Origin of the sequence: Caballeronia sp. AZ7_KS35, assembly GCF_023631045.1 — a bacterium.
Taxonomy (GTDB): domain Bacteria; phylum Pseudomonadota; class Gammaproteobacteria; order Burkholderiales; family Burkholderiaceae; genus Caballeronia; species Caballeronia zhejiangensis.
In genome coordinates, this window is sequence record NZ_JALQDV010000048.1 from 383588 (window position 1) to 406461 (window position 22874).

A 22874-nucleotide genomic window follows, 5' to 3' on the forward strand; every position below is an offset into this window, starting at 1 on the left:
ACTCACGCGTCGTCTCGACGACAAATTAGGCCGCACCCGCATATCCGTCAAATAGATCAAATGTGGTTGATGCCATCCGTGAAATGGATGACATCCCGGCGCGAATGTCGGCTGGCTTCAAAACTTGTGGCGGATGCCCACGCGGACCGTGCTTTGACGATCGCTCGTCGACGGCGTGAGGTTGTTGATCGCCGCAACCGCCGCTGTGCCGGTGGAATCGATGCCGGATGCCTTCTGGTACACGCCGATCAGATAGACATCGGTGCGCTTAGACAGGAAGTAATCGGCGCCGAGCGCGCCTTGGTAATACTTGGCGCCGGGATTGTTGCCGGTGGCCGAATCGACGTCACCGCCCTTCGTGTAGTCGAATGCCGCGCCGAGCAGGAGCGCCGGCGTGAGCTGATACCTGAAGTTGACTTCGACGTTATTGAAGTTCGCATTGCCGGAATAGCCGCGCGGATTGGGACCGGAGTTCGCGGTATCGCCGAGGTTCTTGAACTGCACGTTGGAATACGTTGCACCCACCGTGGCCGCGCCGAATGCATAAGCAGCGCCTGCCGCGACCACCTGATAGGTACGAGCCGATGCATAGCCGCTATAGACGGGCGAAGAGATGAAGTTCGCGCTCGCAGCGGGCGGCGTGCTTGCGCCGTTGTCGCCGAAGAAGCCGACGTTCGGATTGCGCGCGTTCAGGTAACCGACGCCCAACGTCAGCGGGCCGTTCGCATAGCCCGCACCGAGCGACCACAATTGGTTGCGCGAGACCGCACCCGCGACGCCGCCCAGACTGTAGACGCCGCCGAAGGTAACGCCGTAGTAAGCCTTACTGACGAACTTGATCGCGTTGTTCACGCGATACGCGTTGTTGAGGTTATCCAGATCGCCTGGATGCGCGCCGATATATCCCGCCCACTGGGTACCGGACTCGAACGGGCCCACATAATCCACGACCGAATCGTATTGCCGGCCGAGCAACACGGTGCCGTAAGCACTGGACAAGCCCACGTACGCCTGCCGGCCGAACGTCAGACCTTGCGTGCTGCCGCGGTTCTTCTGCGCAAGCGAGCCGTTATTCAGGTCGAAGCCGTTCTCGAGTACGAACAGCGCAGCAAGCCCGCCGCCAAGCTCTTCCCTGCCTCTCAATCCCCAGCGGCTGGCCTGCATGACGCCGCTCGACAGGTTGTAGAGATTGTGGCCGCCGGCGTTCGATGTCCAGTTGAAGCCATCGTCGACGATGCCGTACAGCGTCACCGCACTTTGTGCGTGCGCCGTGCCTGCAACTGCAAGCAGCGCCAGAGAAGTTCCCAAGGCGAGTTTCATACGTGCGTGTTCCATGCGAGTCGTTCTGTTGATTGACGCAATGAAGGCTCATTGCGGTGATGAATGCGATGCGCCACGCAGTCTGCGGCCGCTCGTTTCACGCGGCAAATAAGCCAAAAGCATGACCGGCGATAAGCGCGATCGATATGTCATGCGAGGCAAGGGCTATTCCGTACGACATGCAACGGCACATGCACCAGATTCATGTCGCGCATTTTTGTCTCGAATTTGACCGCGATTATCGAGGCTCATATCGTGGGCCCATCGCATCGCATCGATACGACTCGCACCGCTTCTTGAGCATCAGGGAAGCGGGAACCATCACCTCATGTCTTCCCCAACCATGAACCCTGAAGCTCTGAATTCCGACCTGAGCGCGCTCGCTCAAACCCGATCGGCTCGTCGCCCAAGCAACGTGCGCCGTGCAGTCACGACGGCAGTGCTCGGCCAGATCCTCGAGTGGTATGACTTCTTTCTGTACGGCACCGCCGCCGCGCTCGTCTTCGGCAAGCTGTTCTTTCCGGTCGGCACCGATCCGCTCACGGGCACCATCGCCGCATTCGGCGGCTTCACGGTCGGCTTCATCGCGCGACCCATCGGCGGCGTGCTATGCGGACATATCGGCGACCGTTACGGCCGCAAGGTCGTGATGATGCTGACCCTTCTCACGATGGGCACCGCCACGGTCCTGATGGGCGTTTTGCCGACCTATCAGCAGGTCGGCATTGCGGCGCCCGCGATGCTCGTTCTGTTGCGCATTCTTCAGGGACTGGCCGCCGGCGGCGAATGGAGCGGCAGTATCCTGCTGATCCACGAGAACGCGCCGCAATCGAAGCGCGGCGCGCTCGCGGCGTGGAGCCCGTGTGGCGCGGCACTCGGCTTCGTCCTGTCCACCGGTGCGTTCCTGCTGGTGCAGAACTTGCCGGCGGGCGAATTTCAGAGCTGGGGATGGCGCCTTCCGTTTCTCGCGAGCGCCGCACTCGTTCTTCTCGGCTTGTGGATGCGCCGCTCCGTCGGAGAAAGTGCCGCATTCGCCGAAGTCAAGGCGACGCGTTACGAAAGCCGGATGCCTGTCATCGAAGTGCTGCGCCAATGTCCGCGCGAAGTGCTGACCGTGTTCGGCCTGCGCTTCGGCGAGGGCGCGGCGTCCTACCTCTTCTTCGCATTTTCGATCGCCTACGGGCAGTTTCTGGGCATCAAGTCGAGTTGGGTTCTGAGCGGCCTGTGCATTTCGATGCTGCTGATGATCCCCGTTTCGCTCTTCTTCGGCTGGGTGACCGACAAGGTCGGACGCAAGCCGGTGTATCTCGCCGGCGCAATCGCCATCGTGCTGGTCGCGTGGCCGTACTTCGCGCTGCTCGGCTCGGGCGAGTACTGGAAGGTGGTTGCGGCGCTCGTCCTCGCGAACAGCATCACGCTCGGCATTCTCGAAGGCGCGCAGCCCGCGTTCATCAGCGAGATGTTGCCGGTGCACCTGCGTTTCTCGGGACTCGGCATTGGCCGGGAAGTCTCTTCCGTACTCGGCGGCGGCCTCTCGCCGATGATCGCCACCGCGTTGCTCGCCCACTATCACAGCGCCGTGCCGGTCGCCATTTATCTGGGCGTACTCGGCCTGATCACCGTCGTCGCCACGCTGCTCGCACGCGAGACGTATCCCAAAGCGATGCGCGCCGCTGCACGCCGTCAGCCCGAATGACATCGACACACATCGACCGAGAGGTATCACCTATGCAAGCCCTTCGAAGCGAAGCCATCATCGATTCGCAAAACGACTATCCCGAGTACGCCGGACCGCTGCACCTCGATACGCTGATCGAGGAAGTCGAGCGCCGCCGCGACGAGTTCGACGCCCTGTCCCACGTGCCGCGCGATATGGTCGGCAAGATGAAGCGCGCGGGGATTTTCCGCGCGAGCACGCCCAAACGTTTCGGCGGCGATGCGCTGCCGCCCGCGCGCTTCCTCGAGATGCTCGAACGTATCGCGATCGCGGACGGATCGGCCGCCTGGGTCGCGGCGTTCGGCTCCGCGAACACGTACCTGGCTTCACTGCCTGTGGAGACCCAGGCGCGAATCTATGCGGCCGGTCCCGATCAGGTCTTCGCGGGCGGCTTGTATCCGCTGCAAAAGGCCGAGCGCGCGCCCGGCGGATTCCTCGTGTCGGGACAGTGGCGCTTTGCGAGCGGCTGCAAGGGCGCGGACTGGATCGGCGTGGGAATCGGCGGGGCACCGGCCGGCACCGACGACAAGAACGCCGGCAAGCCTTTTACTGCGGTTTTCCCGGCGAGCGAAGTGGAGATCGTCGATAACTGGAACGTGGTCGGCATGCAGGGCACGGGCAGCCATGATCTGCGCCTGAAGGACAAATACGTCGAGGAACAATGGACCTTCGTGCGCGGCGGCACGCCGCTGATCGATGAACCGCTGTACCGGTATCCCGCCGTCGCGTATCAGGCGCAGGTGCATGCGGCAGTGAACATCGGCCTGGCGCGCGCGGCGCTCGACCTGCTGGCGGGGATGCCCGGCGTGACGAAAACCACGACCGGTGCGCCGCGTCTCGCCGATCGCGCCTACTATCGTTCCGGGCTCGCGCAGGCGGAAGCACAACTGCGCAGCGCGCGGGCGTTCTTCTTCGAGTGCGCGGAAGCATCGTGGCGCACGGTGCTCGCGGGCGACCCGGTGTTGCCTGCCGAAGCAAACTTGCTGCGTCTGTCGGCGACGCACGCCGCCCACACCTGCGCCGATATCGTGATGCAGGCGTACAAGATGGCGGGCATCGGCGCGATCTACCGCGAGAACCGGATGCAGCGTCTGGTACGCGATTCGATCGTCGTCACGCAACACGCCTTTCTCGGCGAAGGCAATTACGACGCATCGGGCGCGATCTTCGTCGGCATTCCGCCCGTTACGCCGTATCCCTGAACCCGCGAATCCTGAAAGGACATCTGCCATGACACACGATCAAGCGCGCACACAGTTTCGCAACGCGATGGCCTCGCTCGGCGCCGCCGTCAACGTCATTACCACCGACGGCCCGCACGGACGCTGCGGTATCACGGCAAGCGCCGTGTGCTCCGTGACCGATACGCCACCCACGATGCTCGTCTGCATCAATCAGTCGAGCTACGTTCACGATGTGCTGCTCGGTAACGGCCGGGCGTGCATCAACGTGCTGGGCGCGCACGCGCAGGAACTGGCGCGCGTGTTCGCGGGCATGGACGGAGGCTCGATGGACGAACGCTTTGCGCGCTGCGGTTCGCGGCCTGGCGCATTGCAACTTCCCGTGCTCGACGATGCAATCGCGAGTCTCGAAGGCCGTATCGTCGACGACAAGCAGGTCGGTTCGCATTCAGTGCTTTTCGTACAGGTAGAACACATCGGCTCGCGCGAAGACGGCGATGGGCTTGTGTACTTCGGCCGGCAGTTTCATCGGCTCGCGCGCGCGGCTGCTTCCTGCGAGGCGGCGTAAGCATGCAAATCTGCCTGTTTCTGATCGGTGCGGGCGGACAGCGCCCGCTGGTCGATATTGCGCCATTGCAGCGCATCGACGGCTTGCGCAGTCTGGTCGTGCACGAGCCGATATCGCAACACGTCGATCCGCGCATTCCGCCCGCGGCCGATGCGCCATCGTGCGTGCTTCAACTGTATTTCGATGAACTCGCCGCGCTCGAAGCTGCCGCGAGACTCGATGGCCCGATCCATCGCGCGCTTCGAGAACCTTTGATCGCCGGGCGCTTCATGCAGCAAGTCATGGCCGTGCGCGCGCTGGCCTCGCACGCGCCATCCACCCAAGCGCGCATTCAGCGCTGCACCTATCTCGTCGCGTACGAAGGGCCGGCCGAGGACTTCGACACATGGCTCGCGCATTACCTGCGGCATCACGCGCCGTTGATGTCCACCTTGCCGCGATTGCGCGAGCTGGAGATCTACACGCGCATCGATTGCACCATCGGCCTGCCTTGCACGCGCGCGAATGCGATGCAGCGCAACAAGGTCGTCTTCGACGATGCGTCCGCGCTCGCCGACGCACTCGCCTCGCCGGTGCGCGAATCGATGCGGCGCGATTTCCATACCTTGCCGCCCTATCGCGGAGCCACGCCGCATTTTGCAATGCACAGCACATACGGTAATCTCGCCACACATTGATGGCCGCATGGCGCGACCAGCGCTCGTTCGTGAGTCAACCGTGTATGACGAAGCTCAACTCCGGTATCGCCGATCTCAATCTGCTGCGCGTGTTCCTCGCCATCTGGGATTTGCGCAGCCTGACCGCCGCCGGCGAACGTCTCGAACTGACGCAGCCCGCGGTCAGTCATGCGCTACGGCGCTTGCGCACGATCTTCGGTGATCCGCTTTTCGTGCGCACGCCCGCCGGCATGGTGCCGACCGATGCCGCGCATCGGCTGTATCCGCCGCTCGCGCAGGCGTTGTCGATCATCAACGAGGCGGTCCAGCAACTCGCCAGCTTCGATCCCGCGACCGCCCGGCGCGTGTTTCGCATTTCGATGTCGGACATGTCGGAATTCTTTTTTCTGCCGCCGCTCGTCGCGCTGCTCGACCGCGAGGCGCGCGGCATTCGAATCGAAGCGGTCAATGTTCCGGTGGAATCCGTAAGCAGCGCCATGCGCGCCGGAGAAATCGATCTTGCGCTCGGCTATGTACCGGGTCTCGACGCGGGATGCGTGAGCGAGACGCTATTCGTCGACGAGCATGTATGCGTCGTGCGCGCCAATCATCCGTTACGCAAGTCGCGGCCGACACGCGACGACCTGACCGCCTTGCGCTACGTCTACGCGAGCACCAACGCGACGGGCCATCGCATGGTCGAGCAATGGCTCGACGAGCTGAATTTCAAGCGCGATGTCGCGGTCCGGCTGCCGCATTTCGTCGTGGCGCCCGAAATCGTGATGAACACGGACCTTGCCGTGCTCTTCCCCAAGAGCATCGCGCTGCGCTTCAATCGTAGTAAGGCCTTTCGCATTCTGCCATTGCCTTTTGCGCTGCCGCCCATCGAGATTCAGGTGCACTCGCACACGCAATTCACGAGCGATCCGGGCGTAGCGTGGCTGCGCAATACGATCCATTCGATGTTTCGCCAGCTGGACGCGTGACGCTCATTTGCTGGGCTGATATCACGCGTTCTTTTCGGCGAATTTGACCGGGGTGAGTGTCGCCACGACACTGTTTGTCATGCGAAGCCTCAAGAAGGCTGCAGCCCTTCTCATTCAATGCGAGCAGACATGGCAACAGTTCATACCTCGACCGCCGAAACCAGCGCAGCAATGCCGGATCGCACGCTCAGACGTATCGTCATTGCGTCGGTCGCGGGCAACGCGATGGAGTGGTACGACTTCTTCGTCTACGGAACGGCGGCCGCACTCGTGTTCGGCAGTTTGTTTTTTCCGGCCAATGCGGACCCGCTGATCGGCACGCTCGGCGCGTTCGCGGCATTCGCGATGGGCTTCGTCGCACGGCCGCTCGGCGGTATCGTGTTCGGCCATATCGGCGACCGTTATGGACGGCGCGCGTCGCTCGTCTGGACATTGCTCATCATGGGCTTCGCGACGTTCGGCATCGGCCTGTTGCCGACTTACGATCACGTCGGTCTGTGGGCGCCTGTTGCGCTCGTCGCACTTCGCCTGCTGCAAGGCATCGCGTCCGGCGGCGAATGGGGCGGCGGCGTACTGATGATCAGCGAGAACGCGCCGCCTGAAAAGCGTGGCTATTACGCGGCGTGGAGTCAGCTCGGCGTCGGCGGCGGTTTCGTTCTTTCCTCGGCGGCGTTTCTCGCGGTGCAGGCCTTGCCGCACGATCAGTTCATCTCGTGGGGATGGCGCCTGCCGTTTCTCGCGAGCATCGTGATCTTCGCGCTCGGCGTCTACATTCGTCATAGCCTGCCTGAGAGTCGCGACTTCGAGAACGCGGAAGAAGCGGGCAAGACGTCGCATATGCCGGTGCTCGAAGCGATCAAGCGTCATCCGAAGGAAATACTGATGGCGATGGGCCTGCGCGTCGCGGAGAACGGCGGCGCGTACATTTTTCTCGCGTTTTCGCTGGTGTACGGGAAGTTCATCGGCATTCCGAATTCGACGATGCTCACCGGCGTCATGCTCGCGATGGTCGTCGAAATGATCGCGATGCTGCTGTGGGGCAAGCTCTCCGATCGCATCGGACGCAAGCCCGTGTATATGATCGGCGCCGCATCGCTCGCGGCGATGGCCTTCCCGTTCTTCTGGCTGCTGGACACGCATTCGACACCGCTCATCTGGCTTGCGCTGGTGCTTGGCACGGCCGTCTGTCACGGCGCGATGATCGGCACCTTGCCTGCGCTCGTCGGCGAATTGTTCAGCACCGAAGTGCGCTACTCGGGCGTTGCGCTCGGGCATGAAGTGGCTTCGATTTTCGCTGGCGGTCTGTCGCCGCTCCTCGCGACCGCGTTGCTTTCGCACTATCACGCGTCCTGGCCCGTCGCGGTGTTTCTCATCGCGCTCAGTCTCGTGACGGTCGTCACGCTGCGCTTCACGCACGAAACGCGTCATCAGTCACATTGATGCGATACACGATTTTTAGCCTATTTTTCTTATTCGGCGTGCGGCTCTAAGATCGATGCATGGTTGTGGGAAACACATCGAAAGGAAGGCGATCATGCAAGCTCAAACCGTGAAAGTCCGAGTCGACGCGTTGCGCGAGGAAGCGCACGGCGTGCGCTCGTTCAGCGTCTCGCGAATCGACGGCGCGCCCTTCGAACCCTATGAGCCCGGCGCGCATATCGATGTGACCGGCCCCTCGGGTGTCACGCGTCAGTACTCGCTCTGCGGCGATCCGGCATGTCTCCGGACGCAGATCTTCGCGGTCAAGAAGGAAGCGCAATCGCGCGGCGGTTCACGCTCGCTTCACGAGGAAGTGACCGTGGGCTCCGAGCTTTCCGTCGGCGCGCCGCGCAGTCTGTTCCAGCTTCACGCGGCCGCAAGCGAGCACATTCTGATCGGCGCGGGCATCGGCATCACGCCCTTGCTGTCGATGGCTTATCGCCTCGTCGCGAGCAATGCGCGCTTCACGCTGCATTACTTCGCGCGCAGCGAGGCGCATGCGGCATTCATGACCTTGCTGACGCGTGCCCCGTTCAACGCGTACGTGAAGCTGCATTTCGGCGTCGAGCGGCACGAGCAGCGCGACAAGCTCGACGAATGTATCCGCGATGCCGGTCCGAACGCACACGTCTACACATGCGGGCCGAGCGCCTTCATGGATGCCGTGGTCGAGACGGCGCAAGCTCGCCTGCCCGCGGATGCGATCCATCTGGAGCGCTTCAAAGCCGAGCCGATTGCCACGGCCGAAGCCTCGTTGGACAGCTTCGAGGTGCAACTCGCAAGCAGCGGACAAACGGTTCGCGTGGACAAGAGCACGTCGATCGTCGATGCGCTCGCCTCCATCGGCATAGAAGTCGATACCTCGTGCGGCGAAGGCGTTTGCGGTACGTGCATGGTGGATGTCGTGAGCGGCGAGCCCGAGCATCGCGATCACTGTTTGAGCAAAGCGGAACGCGCAAGCAACAGCGTGATTTGCTGCTGCGTGTCGCGTTCCCGTTCGCCCGTGCTGGTGCTCGATCTCTGAGCGAAATCACATCGTCTTGAAGCTCGCGAGGGTGTCGGTCATCAGGGCGCGCATCCACGCGTTGCCTTCGTCGTCGTGAAAGTGTTCGTGCCAGTGCATCGTCACGGCCACTCTCGGCAACGGTACAGGCAGCGCGTAAATGTTGAACGCCTCGCCTCTGTTGAGGATATGCGCGAGCTTTTCCGGCAGCGTGGCGAACAGATCCGTTGCAGCCAGCACGCCGGGCACCGCCACGAAATGCGGCAACGCCAGCGCGATATTGCGTCCGACGCCTCGTCCGCGCAGCGCATCGTCGAGCGCGTCATGGCTGTGTTCGAGCGAGCGAACCTGAACGTGCGACGCGGCAAGGAACTGCGCGAGCTTCAGCTTGGTGCCTTCGGGCACATCGTCGCGCTTGCGGGTCATGCATACATACGACTCCTCGAAGAGCACGCAATGGCGCGTGCGCGGCAATAGCGACGGCAAGTTGCCGATCGCGAAATCCAGCCGGCTCGCGCGCAACGCTTCTTCGATTTCTTCGACCGGCAACGGCTCGACCACCAGCTTCGCGCGCGGCGCGGCATCGTGCAACGCGGCGCAGATCGCCGGCAGATACGCCATCTCCCCCGCATCCGAGAGCGACAGGCGAAAGGTACGCGTGCTCGTCGCCGGATCGAAACGCTCGGCGTAACGCAACGCCTGCCGCACGGTGTCGAGCGCGCGCCCGACGATCTCGGCCAATTCCAGCGCGACGGGCGTGGGCTGCATGCCCGTGCGCGTGCGGATGAATAGCGCGTCGTCGAACAAGGTGCGTAATCGCCCGAGCGAATAGCTGACCGCCGGTTGAGAGAGCGCGAGACGCTCGCCTGCGCGCGTCAGGCTGCGCTCTTCCACGATAGCCTGGAAAACGCGCAGCAGATTCAGATCGATATGGTCGATGGATGTCATGACGGGCCGTCCGAGATATAGGCCGCACTGATTGAACGACCTGTTTTTAATCGATTTGACGCATGATCCTCGAAAAGCGAGACTGATGTCAACGAGAGGATTTGCCGAGCGCCCAGCCAAGCTCGCGTCAGTCGTTCGATCAGCCACTCAACTTCTCCGAGGAATACGATGAGTACGCCGACCTATCAGACCATCGACGCCAGCGCGCTCGCCAGGCGCGCGGAGTCCGATCGCATTGCGCCTTCGCTTTACTACGATCCGGAGTTGTTCGAGGCCGAACTCGAACGCATCTTCTACAAGACGTGGGTGTGGGTTGCGCATGACAGCGAGTTGCCGAAGCCCGGCGACTTCGTGACGACGACCATCGGCCGTCAGCCGGTCATCGTCGTGCGCGACAAGACCGGAACCGTGAACGTGTTGCAGAACCGTTGCCGTCATCGGGGCGCGACCGTCTGCGAAGACCACAAGGGCAACGCCAAGGGTTTCACATGCCCGTATCACAGCTGGTCCTATGCGCTCGACGGCACGCTGCGCGCCCTGCCCTACGGCGATGGTTATGAAGGCGTGTGCGAGAAAGGCGATCTGCCGCTCAAGAAGCTGCGCGTGGGCGTTTATCAAGGGCTGATTTTCGCGAGCTTCGATGAATCGATCGAACCGCTCGAGGACTTCCTCGGCGGCGCCAAACCGTGGATCGATCTTTTCATGAAGCAGGGCGCGGGCTACCCCATCAAGGCGAATGGCGAGCACAAGTTCAGGTTCAAGGGCAACTGGAAGATCCAGCTCGAGAACACGACGGACCTGTATCACTTTCCCGTCGTCCATAAGTCATGGATGAAGTCCATCGACGATGAAACGGCCGCCGTCATCACGAGCTTCATGACGAGCGACAAGGCGTTCTGCCGATCGCTCGGCAATGGTCACAGCCTTGCCGTGCTGATGCCGGAATTCGTCGATCTCGATCAGGACGACGGCGCGCCGCTGCCCGAACGTTTCAATGAACTCGCCGCGCAACTCGCAGAGAAACACACGCCCGAAGAAGTGCGTCGCATCGTGCGTTCGCTGATGGGCGTCGGCTTCAACCTCAATCTGTTTCCGAACCTCGCGCTTTCGATGGCGTTCTTCCGCGTGCTGCGCCCGATTTCCGCGGTGGAAACGGAAATCCGCCATGTCGCGCTGGGAATGGACGGCGGCCCCGAGGAAGCCAATCGCGCGCGCTTGCGCATGCACGAGCACTTCCAGGGCCCGTTGGGCTTCGGCAGCCCTGACGACGCCGAAGCGTGGGAGCGCGTGCAGCGCGGCTCATACGCCGGCCCTGACGTACCTATCCTCGTGAACCGCGGCCTCAACCGCGAAACGACCGCACCGAACGGTGAGAAGACCGCGCATTCGACCGACGAAACCGGCATGCGCGAAGCCTACAGACAATGGCGCGCGATGATGGAGCAAGCATGATGGACGAACGCAACGCACTCTTCACGGACCAGACCTTGGCGCGCGCGATCGCATTCATCTGGCGGGAAGCGGAACTGCTCGACCGCCGGGACTATCGCGCCTGGCTGGATCTGTGGGACCCAAAAGGCCATTACGTCGTGCCCATCGATCCGCGGACGACCGACTACGCGTCCACGCTCAACTACGCATACGATGACCATCACATGCGCGAGTTGCGCGTGCAGCGTATGACGTCCGGCTTTTCGGCGTCGGCCTCCGATGCGGCGCGCACGGTACGCACGGTGTCGCGCTTCACGCTCTCTGGCGACAGCGCGGACCTCGTCGAGGTCAAGTCCTCGCAGATCGTGATTGCCTACAAGCGCGGTCTGTCCACGATCTTTGCTGCCGACCTGACGCACAAGATCGATATGTCGAGCGGCGAGCCGCGTCTGTCGGAGAAGGTGATCCGCCTGATCGACTCGACCGAGGCGCTGAGCGCCATCGGCTTTCTGCTTTGAAGTCATGCGCGCGTCGTGTCGATGTCGGTCGTCCGGCATTGCTTTCAGCGATGCGCGCGCTATCCAATTCGCTACGTTCATGCCAACACTCGAAGTCTATTTGCCTCAAGGTCACGCCGACGAACGCAAGGCATCGCTCATTCAAGGGCTCACGCAAGCGACCGTCGACGCGATCGGTGCGCCGGCCGAATCCGTGCGCATTCTGCTGTCGGAGTTGCCCGCATCCAATAGCGGCCTCGGCGGCAAAGTCAGCGCGGCGGGATTGCCCGTCATCATCGCGATCCTGATTGCTGGCCGCACGCAGACGCAGAAAGAAGCGCTGATCGCGCATCTGTCGGAGACCGGCGCTTCCGTGCTGAATGTGCCCTTGCAGTCCACGCGCGTGTTGATCAAAGACATTCCGAATACCGATTTCGGCCTGGGCGGAAAGACCGCTCGCGCCTTGGGCCGATAAGAATACGTGAAGCCATGACGGACAAAATCATCGAGAGCCTGCAGGCGCGCTTGCGCGTGCTCGAAGCGCAGAACGCGGTGCGCAAGACCATCGCCCGATACATGGCGCTCTGCGATGTGCCGGCACGCGCGCTCGAAGGTGAATCGCTGACGGCACTCTTCAGCGATGACGCCGTGTGGGAAGGCATCGGTCCACAGTATGCGGACAAGTTCGGCCGCTTGGCGGGGCCGAACGCTATCGTCGCGATGCTGCAACGCTACCTGCCGCCCACGCCGCACTTCGCGACCAACGTTCACTTCCTGACGAGCGAGCATATCGAAGTGAACGGCGATACGGCGAAGGGCCGCTGGATCATGTTGCAGGCATCCGGATATGTCGATGCACACGCCGAGCTCATCTCGGCGCGGCTCGATGTGGATTTCACTCCGTCGCCTCACGATGAAGACGTTTGGCTGATTCGCCACTTCCGCACCGAACGCCTTTTCGACGCGCCCTGGCAACTCAACCCCGCGCGAGGAGTCCGTGCATGAGCGCCTTTTTGCAGCAATTCGATCTCGCGACGCATGCCGCCGCCGATGCACCGACCATCGCGATCAAGGACAGTATCGACATAGCCGGCTATCCGACGACGGCGGCCAGCCGCGCACTCGCCGATGCGCCGCCCGCACCGCGCCACGCGCAAGTCGTGCAGCGGCTGCTCGATGCGGGCTGGCGCATTACAGGCAAGGCGAACATGCACGAACTGGCGTTCGGCATGACAGGCCTCAACGACTTCAGCGGCACGCCCGTCAATCCCCAAGATCCGGCGCGCATTCCCGGCGGATCGTCGAGCGGCTCGGCATCGGCGGTGGGGCTCGGGCTCGTCGATGCCGCCCTCGGCACCGATACCGGCGGCTCCGTGCGTTGCCCCGCGGCATGCTGCGGGGTGATCGGCCTGAAGCCGACTTTCGGGCGCGTGTCGCGTGAAGGTGTCGCGCCGCGCCAGACGTCGCTCGACTGTGTCGGCCCGTTTGCACGGGCGATGAACACGGTCATCGACGTAATGCTCGCAATCGATCCGTCATTTCAGGGCGGCCGTGCGCGCCGCGACGTGACAGCGATACGCGTCGCGTTGCCCGATGTGCAAGCCGAAGGTCGGATCCGCGACGCGGTGGCGAGCGCGGTCGCGCGCAGCGGACTCGCGTCGCGCGCCGTGCAGCTCGAATCCATTCAGGATGCGTTCACGGCCGGTCTCGCCGTCATCAACGCCGAGACTTGGCGCGCGTTCGGTCATCTCGTCGGCAGCGGAAAGCTTGGCCCGGATATCCTGGCGCGGTTGAGCGCCGCCGCGAACACGCCGGTATCCGAGCTCGATGCAGCCGAGCGCATACGTCGCGACTTCACGGACGAGGTCGATCGCGTGCTGGCGGACGCCGACGTCCTCATTCTTCCGACCATGCCATCGCTGCCGATCACGATCGAGGCCGCGCGCGCGGGCACTCCGGTGATCGCAATGTCGTCGCTTATCCGGCCTTTCAACCTGAGCGGACATCCGGCGCTTACGTTACCGGTTCCGGTTGAAGGGGCGTCGCTCAAGGCGGGATTGCAGATTGTCGGCCGCAAAGGCGATGACGAGACGGTGTGCGCGGTGGCCGCATACATCGAAGCGATGCTCGCTCCGCATGCGTAACGAGCCGACGAGCCGTGCGCCTCTCAACGCAAGTTCGAGTCGAGCGGGAGACGCACGGTGAAAGTCGCGCCCTGCCCGCGTCCGGCGCTCGCAACATCGACCGTTCCGCCGTGCAGGCTGAGGATGTTCTTGACGAGCCACAGTCCGAGCCCCAGGCCGCCGACGCGTCCGCTCGACTGCGGCGCGATCTGCTGAAAGCGGTCGAAGACGTCCGGCAGCGCATCGGGTGCAATGCCGCGCCCCGTGTCCTGAACGGTCAGCACCGCCTGCCCGTCCGATGTGCTCACGGAAATGGACACGCTGCCCGCGTCCGTGAATTTCACCGCGTTCGTGAGCAGATTCCAGACGACTTGCTCGAGGCGGCTTTCATCCGCCATGACGATGCACGGCTCGACGTGCGGCGTCTGCAATCGCAGGCCCTTGTGCTCCGCGGTCTTGCGGATGTCTTCGACGACGTTGAGCGCGAGCGCACCGATATCCACCGGCTGCAGATGAACCGAGAGCTTGCCGGTAACGACCGCGCCGCTATCGAGCAGATCGTCGACCATATGCGACAGCTGGCGGCCGTTGCGGCGGATCGCTTCGCCCGCCCGCGCGACGTGTGAAGGATCGGCGACGACCTGCAGCAGTTCCGCCCACGAGACGATCGCGTTCAAAGGCGAGCGCAACTCGTGACTGACGGCCGCGATGAAATGATCCATTGTCTTGGCGAGCGCTTCGCTGCGCTCGCGCCCCGAACGTTCCTCGCCGGCCGTCGCGGACAGCTCGAGCTCACGTTCCTTGCGCGACGTGATGTCGAGCGTGAAGCCCATCACCGACTGCATGGTGCCGTCGTCCGCGAACTGCCCTGTGCCGCGAATCAGGACCCAGCGCCGGCCACGCGCTCCATCGATGCATCGTTCGCACTCGAAGCTTCGTTTGGCTTGCAGCGCCTGCCAGTGCTCCGCAACCGGATCGGGCTGCTCGATGAACAGCTTTTGCCGATCCAGCCCGGCGATGTCCGGCAAGCCGAGATCTTCGACGCATTGTTCGCTGCAATGCACCGCGCCCGTTCCGACGTCGAGCTCCCATGCGCCCACGCCAGCGAAAGCCAACGCCCGTTCGAACCGAACGCGATGATCGTGCAGGCGCTGCTCGGCTTCTCTCGCAAGAATCTGCCGGAGCCGCGCGTGCGAGCGCAGTCGCGCTTTCTCTCGCCGTTCCGTGCGCGTCGCCAGCGTGTGCATCGTGACGTCATCGAAGCGCAGCAGGATGAGCGGCGGTTCATCGGCGGTCGCGGGAAGATGCGAGACGTGGATCTGCCAGTACCGCGACGGCTGTTCGTGCGTGGCGGCGGCGCGATCCGGCGTGTCCAGGCTGAAAGCGGGCGAGAGGCGGCGCTGACCCGGGTGCAGATTCGCCACGAGCGCGCGGATCAGATGTTCGCATTGCCCCAAAGCCGCTTCGGTCTCGCCGAACATCGCAAGCCATGCCCGGTTCGCGAACACGACTCTCAGGCCCTGATCGAGCATGAGATACGGCTCGATCAAGCGGTCGAAGATCGCCCGGTCGGCCGTGCCGACAGCGCTCGCTTCCGCCGAACGGGAAGTCGAGTCGGTCATCGGAAGAGCCGTGGTGATGTTGCCAGAGGACGCTTCGTCACGATCGATCCTCTCCTTGTCCAAATCCCTGCGTGAGTTCGGCAACGGTCTTCAGGAACTGGTCCATCGAGGCCGGTTTTCTGAGCAAGGCGTTCCAGAGAACGATGCCGCTTGGCCGAGCCACATGGGCGGACGTATGCAGCACGATGGGAATCGCCGCCCATTCCGGCCGCTCGCGAACGGCCCGGCACAATGCCTCTCCGTCCATGCCGGGCATCATCAGGTCTGTGATGAGCAGGTCGGGCACCGAGCGTTGCATCGCGGCAATGGCCTCTCGTCCATCGCGCGCGCGCTCCACCTCGTAGCCGGAATATTCGAGCGCGAAGCTCCACGCTTCGAGCAGATCAGGTTCGTCATCAACGAGAAGGACACGCGTCATGGACCGCTCACAGCCATACAAAAACGGTTGGAATCCCGGCGCGGGACTGAGTCAAATCCTCAGTATCCTGCTTGTTCGTCACTACGGCTGGCCGCGCAATCCGGCGCCGCCTCTTTCAACATGCAATGTCACCAGTTCGATCAGACGATACGGCGGATAAGGCTTTTGCAGTATTGCCGCGAACAACGCCCGATCGGCCGGATCGATCGCGTGCGGGGCGGCGCTGCACAGGACGATCGGAATCCGCCGGAAGTCATCGTCGCCGCTGAGCGCTCGCGCAAGGTCCACGCCTGAACTGACGGGCATCATGAAATCCGTCACCACGAGCGACGGTCTGATGCGCTGAATCGTCTGCAACCCGTCCGCGCCGTTCGAAGCAGCATGCACGACGTGCCCCAAGTCCTGCAGCAGGAACTTCAGGAAATCGGTAACGAGAGGTTCATCGTCCACGACGACAAGATTAGCCATGCGCGCAGCCTGGCTATCGTCCGCTCGCGTCGTCGCCCATTGCGCCTCGCGCCGTGGACATCGTTCCCGTGACGTGCAGCCCATCGCCGAGTCCGGAAATCTGCACTTCCGCGGTCGATGTATCGAAGAGGCTGTCGCGCACCTTGAGCACCGTGATGCTGCGTCGCAAAGGACCACCCGCCGCCTGATGGCGCATCTCGATCACATTGTCGATCTGCGACAGGATTTCCGGCGATGGATTGGTGCGCCACGGCCCCGACAGCTCCTTCGTTTCCCAGGTGCACACCGTCGTCACGCCGATCGCGCGCAGCTCGTTGCTCAACGCGGCGAAGAATTCGACCATGCGATGCGGATCGACGGTCGCGCGTTCGAAACCGGCGAGGCCGTCGATGAACAGACGTTCTGCGCGCGTCGTGCGAACCGCGTCGAGCAGCTCGTAGGCGAGCTTGTCGAGAAGATTTTCGGTGAGCGGGCGCCACAACATGCACAGCGCCTTCTTTTCGACGAGCGTTTGCAGATCGAGACCCAGTGCCTTCGCTTTCGCGTACAGCCGCTCCGGCGTTTCATAGAAACCGAAATGCACGGCAGGCCGCTCGACGGTCGCGCAGTTGAGATAGCCGATTCCGAAGGTCGTCTTCCCGCTGCCGGCTGGCCCCACCACGACGGACATCGAGGCGGCAGGCAAACCGCCGCCGAGCCGTTCGTCGAGCCCGCCCGTACCCGTGGCGACCTTCGTCAACCCGACGGTCTCTTGCGTGGACGGTCGAGCGAGAGCGGCTTCGAGGCGAGGGAATACGGCGATGCCGCGCTCCGAAATTTCATAGAGATGCAAGCCGCTCAGCGCACGGCTGCCGCGCGATTTCGCAACGCGAATGTGCCGTACGGTGCGCGACCCGAACAGGTTCTCCTCGAGGTGCAGCACGCCATCGACCATCGTGTGTTCGGGACTGGATTCGTCGATCCGGGCACTGGTCAGGAAGAGAACCGTGCAACCGGTGAACGCAGCATGACCTTGCAATTCCGCGACGAAGGTCTTGATGTCCAGATTGGTTTCGCTGCTTTCGCGGGCATTGAGCAATCCGTCGAGCACGAGAATGCTGGCCTGCGTGCGCGCGAGCTCGGAGCGCAGCAATGCGACCAGCGCATCGAGTCCCTTCTCGCGAAGCGTGCGAAAAAGACTGAGGTAAGTCAGATCCTTGCCGAGGCGGCTCGCATCGTAGAAACTCAGCGCCGATAGCGACTGGAACAGCCGGTCGTGCGATTCCGCGAGCAGCGTGATGTAGAGAACCTTGTGTCCCTGACGGGCTTGCGCAAAGGCAATCTGATTGGCGAGGATGGTTTTTCCCGCTCCCGGCCGTCCCTGCACGATATAAGACGAGCCCGCTATCAGTCCGCCGTCGCAGATATCGTCAAGTCCCGGAACTTCGCTGCGTAGCCGCGCGAGTTTGTCCATTGCGTCGATCCATTATGTTGGGTGGCAAGCCGGGCATCGCTACCCATTTGCCGCCGCCGTTCCGTACCTGTCGGTTCCGATCCCGCCACTTCAGGTCGGCAGTGTACTCGAAATGACAGGGCAAGACGACGCTCCGGCGTTCCCGTCTCGCAGGCTCGACGTCGAGCGCGTCAGTCTTCTGCGTCGATCATGTCGTTGATTTTCAGCACGAGTTCTTCGATCGCAAACGGCTTCGTCAGCAGGTGCGCGCCCTCTTCGACCCTGCCGTTGCCGAACACCGATTTCTCCGCATATCCCGTCATGAAAAGGACCGGCAAGGCAGGTCGCCTGAACCGCGCCCGGTCCACCATCTCCTTCCCGTTCATGCCCGGCATGCCGATGTCGCTGACCAGGATGTCGATCTCCGCGTTCGAATTGAGGATGTCGAGCCCGGACGGACCGTCGCTGGCTTCGATGACATTGAAACCCGCATCCTTCAGCACTTCGGTGCAGCCCAGGCGAATATCGGCTTCGTCATCGACGACGAGCACCGTGCGCTGCTTCCCGACAGCAGGCAGGACGATCGTCGCCGGCAAATCTTCCGCTTCCGGTGTCGAATCCGTCAGTCGCGGCAGATAGATGCTCACCGTCGTGCCCTTGCCGACCTGCGACTCGATCGACACTTTGCCCCCCGACTGACGCGAAAATCCGTACACCATGGACAAGCCCAGGCCCGTGCCCTGCCCCAAGGGCTTCGTGGTGAAGAACGGATCGAACGCCTTGTCGATGATTTCCGCTCCCATGCCGTATCCCGTGTCGGCGACCGCGATCACGACGTAATCGCCATCGCTCAAACCGTGCAGGCGCGCAAGGCGTCCCTTGAAGGAGACGTTGTTCGTGCGGATCGTCAGCGTGCCGCCCGCGGGCATGGCGTCGCGTGCGTTGATGCACAGGTTGAGCACGGCGTTCTCCAGTTGCACCGGGTCGCTCAACGTCGTGTGCAGGGTTTCTTCGAGCCGCGCATTCACTTCGACGGACGGTCCCAAGGTGCGCCTTATCAGATCGAGCATGCCGTCGATCAGGCGGTTCGGCGAGATCGCCTTGGGGTCGAGCGTTTGTCTGCGTGCGAAGGCAAGCAGCCGATGCGTCAGCGCGCCGGCTCGCTGCGTCGCATCGTGCGCGCTTTGGACGAAGCGTTCGATGTCGGCGAAACGGCCCTGGCGCATGCGCAGCTTGGTCAACTCCATGTTGGTGTTGATGACCTGCAGCAGGTTGTTGAAGTCGTGCGCGATGCCGCCCGTGAGCTGACCGATCGCCTCCATCTTTTGTGCTTGCCGAAGCGTTTCTTCGGCCGTCATCAGCTCTTCGGTGCGCTCGGCGACCCGCCGTTCCAGAAGCTGCGCGGCGTCCTTGAGCTCGTCGAGATGCCGTTTCGTCTGAAGCTGCCGTGCGCGCGCGCGAATCAGACCGCGCGCCACGCTTTGAAGCACTTCCGCGGTCAACGGGCGTGCGAGCAACGTGACATTGCCGAGCGCTTCGAAGAGACGCCAGCGTTGCACCGTGCTCGGACGATCGCCCGGCACGGTCAGAATGCAGATAGGAATGTCCGACCACGGCGGCTGTTTTTCGAGGCAGTCGGCAAAATCGCCCGACGGCGCCAGCTCGGAAAGCGACTCTTCGGTCAACAGCAGCCCCGCGATGCTCATGCCGTCGTTTTGCCGAAGCTGTTTGCAGATATCGGCCAATGTGCCGATTTCGAGCGCATCGATGCCGCCGGCGCGCAGCGTCTCGACGATGATCCGCGCATCCTGTCCGACCGGCGCGAGCACCTGCACCGTCGTCGGCGCTTCGTCACGCATCATGACGCGTCAGCCGGTTGGTCGCCCTCGCCGATCAATTCTTCGCGGGCACCTTCGTAGGTCGGAACGCCGGTGAAAATGCCGCGCAAGGTTTCGAGCGGTGGCCCGACTTCCACGCCAATCGACGAAAGCTGATATTCGTGGATCGCGTTGTCGTGCAGGCCCGTTCGCTGTTTGATGACCGAAAGCGCGCGCCGCAAACGGCCCGCGGCTTCGAAAAAGCGCAGAAGCAACACGGTGTCGCTGAGGAAACTGAGGTCGATCGGGTTCTGGACATCGCCGACCACGCCCTGTTGAGCGAGCACGATGATCGTCACGACGCCGCGCCGATTCAGATAGGTGAGCAACTCATGCAGATGCAGCACGAGCGAACGCTCTTCCGGCATCGTGCTCAGATACGAATTGATGCTATCGATGACGACCACGCGAGCGTTGCGGTCTTCGACATCGCGGCGCACGGCCCACACGAATTCGCCCGGCGAGAGACGCGACGGGTTCATCCGCCGCCATGAGAATCGCTCGCTCGCCATGGCCTCGTCCGCGCTCAGGCCCAGGCTGTGGCCGCGTCGCAGGAATGTCTCGTAGGTCTCGTCGAACGAGAAGTAGGACGCAAACTCGCCGTTGTTCGCGCTCGACAGCGCATAGCTCAAGGCGATCGACGATTTTCCCGCACCCGATGGACCGATCATCATCGTGGTCGTCCCGCGATCGAGTCCGTGGCCGAGAATGCGATCGAGGTCCGCGAAGCCGCTTTCGAGCGGCGCTCCGCCGGGAAGACTCGCATGTTCGTCGGCGATCAGGCTCGGAAACACGAGCACTTCTCCCGGCACGAGCATGTAGTCATGCCATCCGCTCTGGAAGTTCATGCCGCGCATTTTTGCGACCCGCAGCCGCCTGCGCGCGGCGCCGTAGTCGCGCTCGATCAGTTGGAGCGTGATAACGCCATGGACAAAACTATGAAGTTCTCCGTCCTCTCCGCTCAGAAGGTCGTCGAGAAGGATGGCGGTGACCTCCCTTCCCTGCATGAAGCGCTTGAGTTCGAGCATCTGCCGCCGGTAGGCGAGCTTGTTTTGCGCGAGCATGTGCAACTCCGACACGCTGTCGATGACGACCCTCTCGGCGCCTGTCTCCTCCACGCGGCGGATGATCCGTTCGATGGTCCTGTCGAACTCGACCTCCGACGGAAAGAGCACCGTTTGCTGACGCGATGCGTTGGCCTCGTCCGGTATCAGTTCGAAGATATCGATACCGGACATGTCCCAGCCATGCGTGGCTGCCGCGCTTCGAAGCTCCTGCTCCGACTCCGAAAAGGTGACATACAGGCACTTCGCAGCTTTCTCGACGCCCGCAATGAGGAAGCGCATGCCGATGGTGGTCTTTCCAGTGCCGGGCGCCCCTTCGACGAGATGCAGCCGATGCGTCGGCAGCCCGCCGCGCAGAACGACATCGAGTTCGGGGATTCCTGTCTTCGTGAGCGGCAGTGGAACGATCTCTGGCATAACCGACCTTTGAGTGGTGTTTTTTACCTCCTAGCAATTTTTCGGCCTTGAAGAGTTTTGGTCGCCAAGTCAGCTTGCTTTGCGAAAAGCACGCTGAAACGGCAATTTCGCGCGCTCAGGACTGGACTGTCCAGTCTTCGGTCGGCGCGGGCAGAGAGCGAAACGCGGGCTTCGCGAAGAAATATCCCTGCATCAGCGTGACGCCCTGCGCGAAGAAGAAGTCCCGCTCGCCACGGGTTTCGATGCCTTCGGCGATCACGCGGATGCCGAGATCGCCGCACATGGACAACACGCCCCGCACGATGCTCTGCCGCACCGAATCCGTGTCGATTCCGCGCACCAGTTCCATGTCGAGTTTGATGAAATCTGGCTGGAATTCGGCGAGCAGCGTGAGCCCGGAGTAGCCGGCGCCGAAATCGTCGATGGCGGTCTGAAAGCCGAAGCGTCTGTACGCACGAAATATCTCGACCAGATGCGAGCGGCTGATGACGCTCTCGCCCTCTACGGTCTCGAAGATGATGCGATCGGTCGCGAACTTGAATTTCTCGGCCGCCTCGAACGTGCTGCGGATACACGCTTCAGGCTGATAAACCGCGTTCGGCATGAAATTGATCGACAGGAATCCGCTCATGTCGAGCGACGCGGCCTGTTCGATCGCCACGGTGCGGCAGCGTTGATCGAAATGGTAGCGATTGGCTTCGTCGACCCGCGCGAGCACCGATCCCGCCGATTCGCCGTTCGGGCCGCGCACCAGCGCCTCATGGGCATACGCGACGCCATTGCGCGTATCGACGATAGGCTGGAACGCGAAGGCCAGATCGATGACGTCGCTATCGGGGACGCGGCAACCCGTGCACTTGTGCGACGCATCGCCGTGCGCGAGCTGGATGGCTGGCTTATCTTTCATGAATTTTTCGGATCGCGCACGCGGCGCACGTTTTGACTAGTCTTTATCGACACGAATCGACATGGGCTTTACACCCCGGACGAGAAACCGTGCGCTGCACAGTCGCGCGCCATGTCGCGGCGCGCTCCCGCTTTACTCAGTTCTTCCACCCGCCGAACTGCGCGATGTCGACCACCGGCAGCCGCTTGCGCGGCGCTTGCTCCCGTTCGGCCAACGCGTCGGACAGCACGCCTACATCGCCATGATGCGCAACCGAGATCACGGCGAGCGGCGTGTAGCGCTCCGCGATGCCGAACGCGTCCCGCAAGGCCTTCGCGTCGAAGCCGCTCATCGAATGGGCGGCGAGGCCGCGCGCATGCGCCTCGAGCAGCAGCGCCAGCGCCGCGGCGCCGGTATCGTAGCTCGCGTTCGGATTGACCTCGCCCTTGGCGTTGAGCGTATCCGCGAGCACCGCGATCAGCACTTGCGCGTTCCGGTTCCACGTATGGTTGAACGGAACCAGCGTGGCGAAGGCGTCCTCGAATGCGGCAGCGTTCCGGGTCTTCTCGAACACGAGAAAGCGCCAGGGCTGCACGTTATACGCCGATGGCGCCCAGCGCGCCGCTTCGAGCAGCGCAAGCACATCGGCGTGCGCGACGGGCTGTTCGCCATAGGCGCGCGGACTCCATCGTCCGGCGAGCAAAGGATGAATGTCGATATCGGTCGGTGCGGGTCGGTGCGTCATGGATTCTGGCGATCGAAATAAAAAAGGGCTTCCAGC

Annotated in this window: 22 protein-coding genes; 12 read left to right on the plus strand and 10 right to left on the minus strand. The window is 62.8% G+C overall.

Annotation, left to right across the window (positions count from 1 at the left end):
- Window positions 1–117: 117 nt before the first annotated feature.
- Window positions 118–1320, minus strand: a complete 1203-nt coding sequence (locus tag NCT05_RS31365) for a porin (RefSeq protein WP_250503978.1) — start codon at window positions 1318–1320, stop codon at window positions 118–120.
- Between the two features lie 343 nt (window positions 1321–1663).
- Here NCT05_RS31365 and NCT05_RS31370 point away from each other — a divergent pair, with 343 nt between their 5' ends.
- The 7 genes from NCT05_RS31370 to NCT05_RS31400 all read left to right on the plus strand — a co-directional run bounded on the left by NCT05_RS31370 (window position 1664) and on the right by NCT05_RS31400 (window position 8931).
- Window positions 1664–3016 (plus strand): MFS transporter, encoded by a 1353-nt coding sequence (locus tag NCT05_RS31370; RefSeq protein WP_250504013.1) that lies wholly within the window; start codon window positions 1664–1666, stop codon window positions 3014–3016.
- Window positions 3017–3048: 32 nt separating this feature from the next.
- Window positions 3049–4239 (plus strand): acyl-CoA dehydrogenase family protein, encoded by a 1191-nt coding sequence (locus NCT05_RS31375; protein WP_250503979.1) that lies wholly within the window; start codon window positions 3049–3051, stop codon window positions 4237–4239.
- 28 nt (window positions 4240–4267) lie between these two features.
- The gene (locus NCT05_RS31380; RefSeq protein ID WP_250503980.1) at window positions 4268–4786 is read left to right on the plus strand and encodes a flavin reductase; all 519 of its coding nucleotides are present in this window, start codon (window positions 4268–4270) and stop codon (window positions 4784–4786) included.
- A 2-nt stretch (window positions 4787–4788) separates the two neighbouring features.
- Window positions 4789–5463, plus strand: coding sequence for an ethyl tert-butyl ether degradation protein EthD (locus NCT05_RS31385; protein ID WP_250503981.1), 675 nt, complete (start codon window positions 4789–4791; stop codon window positions 5461–5463).
- 44 nt (window positions 5464–5507) lie between these two features.
- A complete protein-coding gene (locus tag NCT05_RS31390; RefSeq protein WP_250503982.1) occupies window positions 5508–6428 on the plus strand; it encodes a LysR family transcriptional regulator in 921 nt (306 codons plus the stop codon).
- Window positions 6429–6557: 129 nt separating this feature from the next.
- On the plus strand, window positions 6558–7868 hold the full coding sequence (locus tag NCT05_RS31395) for an MFS transporter (RefSeq protein ID WP_033535799.1): 1311 nt from the start codon (window positions 6558–6560) through the stop codon (window positions 7866–7868).
- 94 nt (window positions 7869–7962) lie between these two features.
- Complete coding sequence (locus NCT05_RS31400) at window positions 7963–8931, plus strand: PDR/VanB family oxidoreductase (protein WP_008346721.1); 969 nt, start codon at window positions 7963–7965, stop codon at window positions 8929–8931.
- A gap of 6 nt (window positions 8932–8937) precedes the next feature.
- Here NCT05_RS31400 and NCT05_RS31405 read toward each other — a convergent pair whose 3' ends face one another.
- Entirely contained in the window at window positions 8938–9858 is a 921-nt protein-coding gene (locus NCT05_RS31405; RefSeq protein WP_250503983.1) for a LysR family transcriptional regulator, read from the minus strand.
- Window positions 9859–10026: 168 nt separating this feature from the next.
- Between NCT05_RS31405 and NCT05_RS31410 the strand changes: the two genes are divergently transcribed.
- From NCT05_RS31410 to NCT05_RS31430, 5 genes are all read left to right on the plus strand, one after another.
- Complete coding sequence (locus tag NCT05_RS31410) at window positions 10027–11310, plus strand: aromatic ring-hydroxylating oxygenase subunit alpha (RefSeq protein ID WP_250503984.1); 1284 nt, start codon at window positions 10027–10029, stop codon at window positions 11308–11310.
- Entirely contained in the window at window positions 11307–11807 is a 501-nt protein-coding gene (locus NCT05_RS31415) for an aromatic-ring-hydroxylating dioxygenase subunit beta (protein WP_175981619.1), read from the plus strand. The genes NCT05_RS31410 and NCT05_RS31415 overlap by 4 nt, the downstream gene beginning before the upstream one ends.
- A 79-nt stretch (window positions 11808–11886) precedes the next feature.
- Window positions 11887–12261 (plus strand): tautomerase family protein, encoded by a 375-nt coding sequence (locus NCT05_RS31420; RefSeq protein WP_250437286.1) that lies wholly within the window; start codon window positions 11887–11889, stop codon window positions 12259–12261.
- Between the two features lie 14 nt (window positions 12262–12275).
- Entirely contained in the window at window positions 12276–12791 is a 516-nt protein-coding gene (locus tag NCT05_RS31425) for a nuclear transport factor 2 family protein (RefSeq protein ID WP_008346729.1), read from the plus strand.
- A complete protein-coding gene (locus NCT05_RS31430) occupies window positions 12788–13930 on the plus strand; it encodes an amidase (RefSeq protein ID WP_250441469.1) in 1143 nt (380 codons plus the stop codon). Before NCT05_RS31425 ends, NCT05_RS31430 begins: the two co-directional genes overlap by 4 nt.
- A gap of 23 nt (window positions 13931–13953) precedes the next feature.
- Here the strand turns inward: NCT05_RS31430 and NCT05_RS31435 are convergent, their stop codons facing one another.
- The 8 genes from NCT05_RS31435 to NCT05_RS31470 form a co-directional block, all read right to left on the minus strand.
- Window positions 13954–15531 (minus strand): sensor histidine kinase, encoded by a 1578-nt coding sequence (locus NCT05_RS31435; RefSeq protein ID WP_250503985.1) that lies wholly within the window; start codon window positions 15529–15531, stop codon window positions 13954–13956.
- Between the two features lie 37 nt (window positions 15532–15568).
- Entirely contained in the window at window positions 15569–15949 is a 381-nt protein-coding gene (locus tag NCT05_RS31440; RefSeq protein WP_008346733.1) for a response regulator, read from the minus strand.
- Between the two features lie 81 nt (window positions 15950–16030).
- On the minus strand, window positions 16031–16417 hold the full coding sequence (locus tag NCT05_RS31445; protein WP_008346734.1) for a response regulator: 387 nt from the start codon (window positions 16415–16417) through the stop codon (window positions 16031–16033).
- 13 nt (window positions 16418–16430) lie between these two features.
- Window positions 16431–17870, minus strand: coding sequence for an ATPase domain-containing protein (locus tag NCT05_RS31450; RefSeq protein WP_008346736.1), 1440 nt, complete (start codon window positions 17868–17870; stop codon window positions 16431–16433).
- Window positions 17871–18040: 170 nt separating this feature from the next.
- Window positions 18041–19711: an ATP-binding protein gene (locus NCT05_RS31455; protein ID WP_250503986.1), complete on the minus strand. Its 1671-nt coding sequence runs from the start codon at window positions 19709–19711 to the stop codon at window positions 18041–18043.
- Entirely contained in the window at window positions 19708–21207 is a 1500-nt protein-coding gene (locus NCT05_RS31460; protein WP_008346739.1) for an ATPase domain-containing protein, read from the minus strand. Before NCT05_RS31460 ends, NCT05_RS31455 begins: the two co-directional genes overlap by 4 nt.
- A gap of 115 nt (window positions 21208–21322) precedes the next feature.
- Entirely contained in the window at window positions 21323–22114 is a 792-nt protein-coding gene (locus NCT05_RS31465; RefSeq protein ID WP_250441472.1) for an EAL domain-containing protein, read from the minus strand.
- A 136-nt stretch (window positions 22115–22250) separates the two neighbouring features.
- Complete coding sequence (locus NCT05_RS31470) at window positions 22251–22838, minus strand: nitroreductase family protein (protein WP_250503987.1); 588 nt, start codon at window positions 22836–22838, stop codon at window positions 22251–22253.
- Between the last annotated feature and the right edge of the window lie 36 nt (window positions 22839–22874).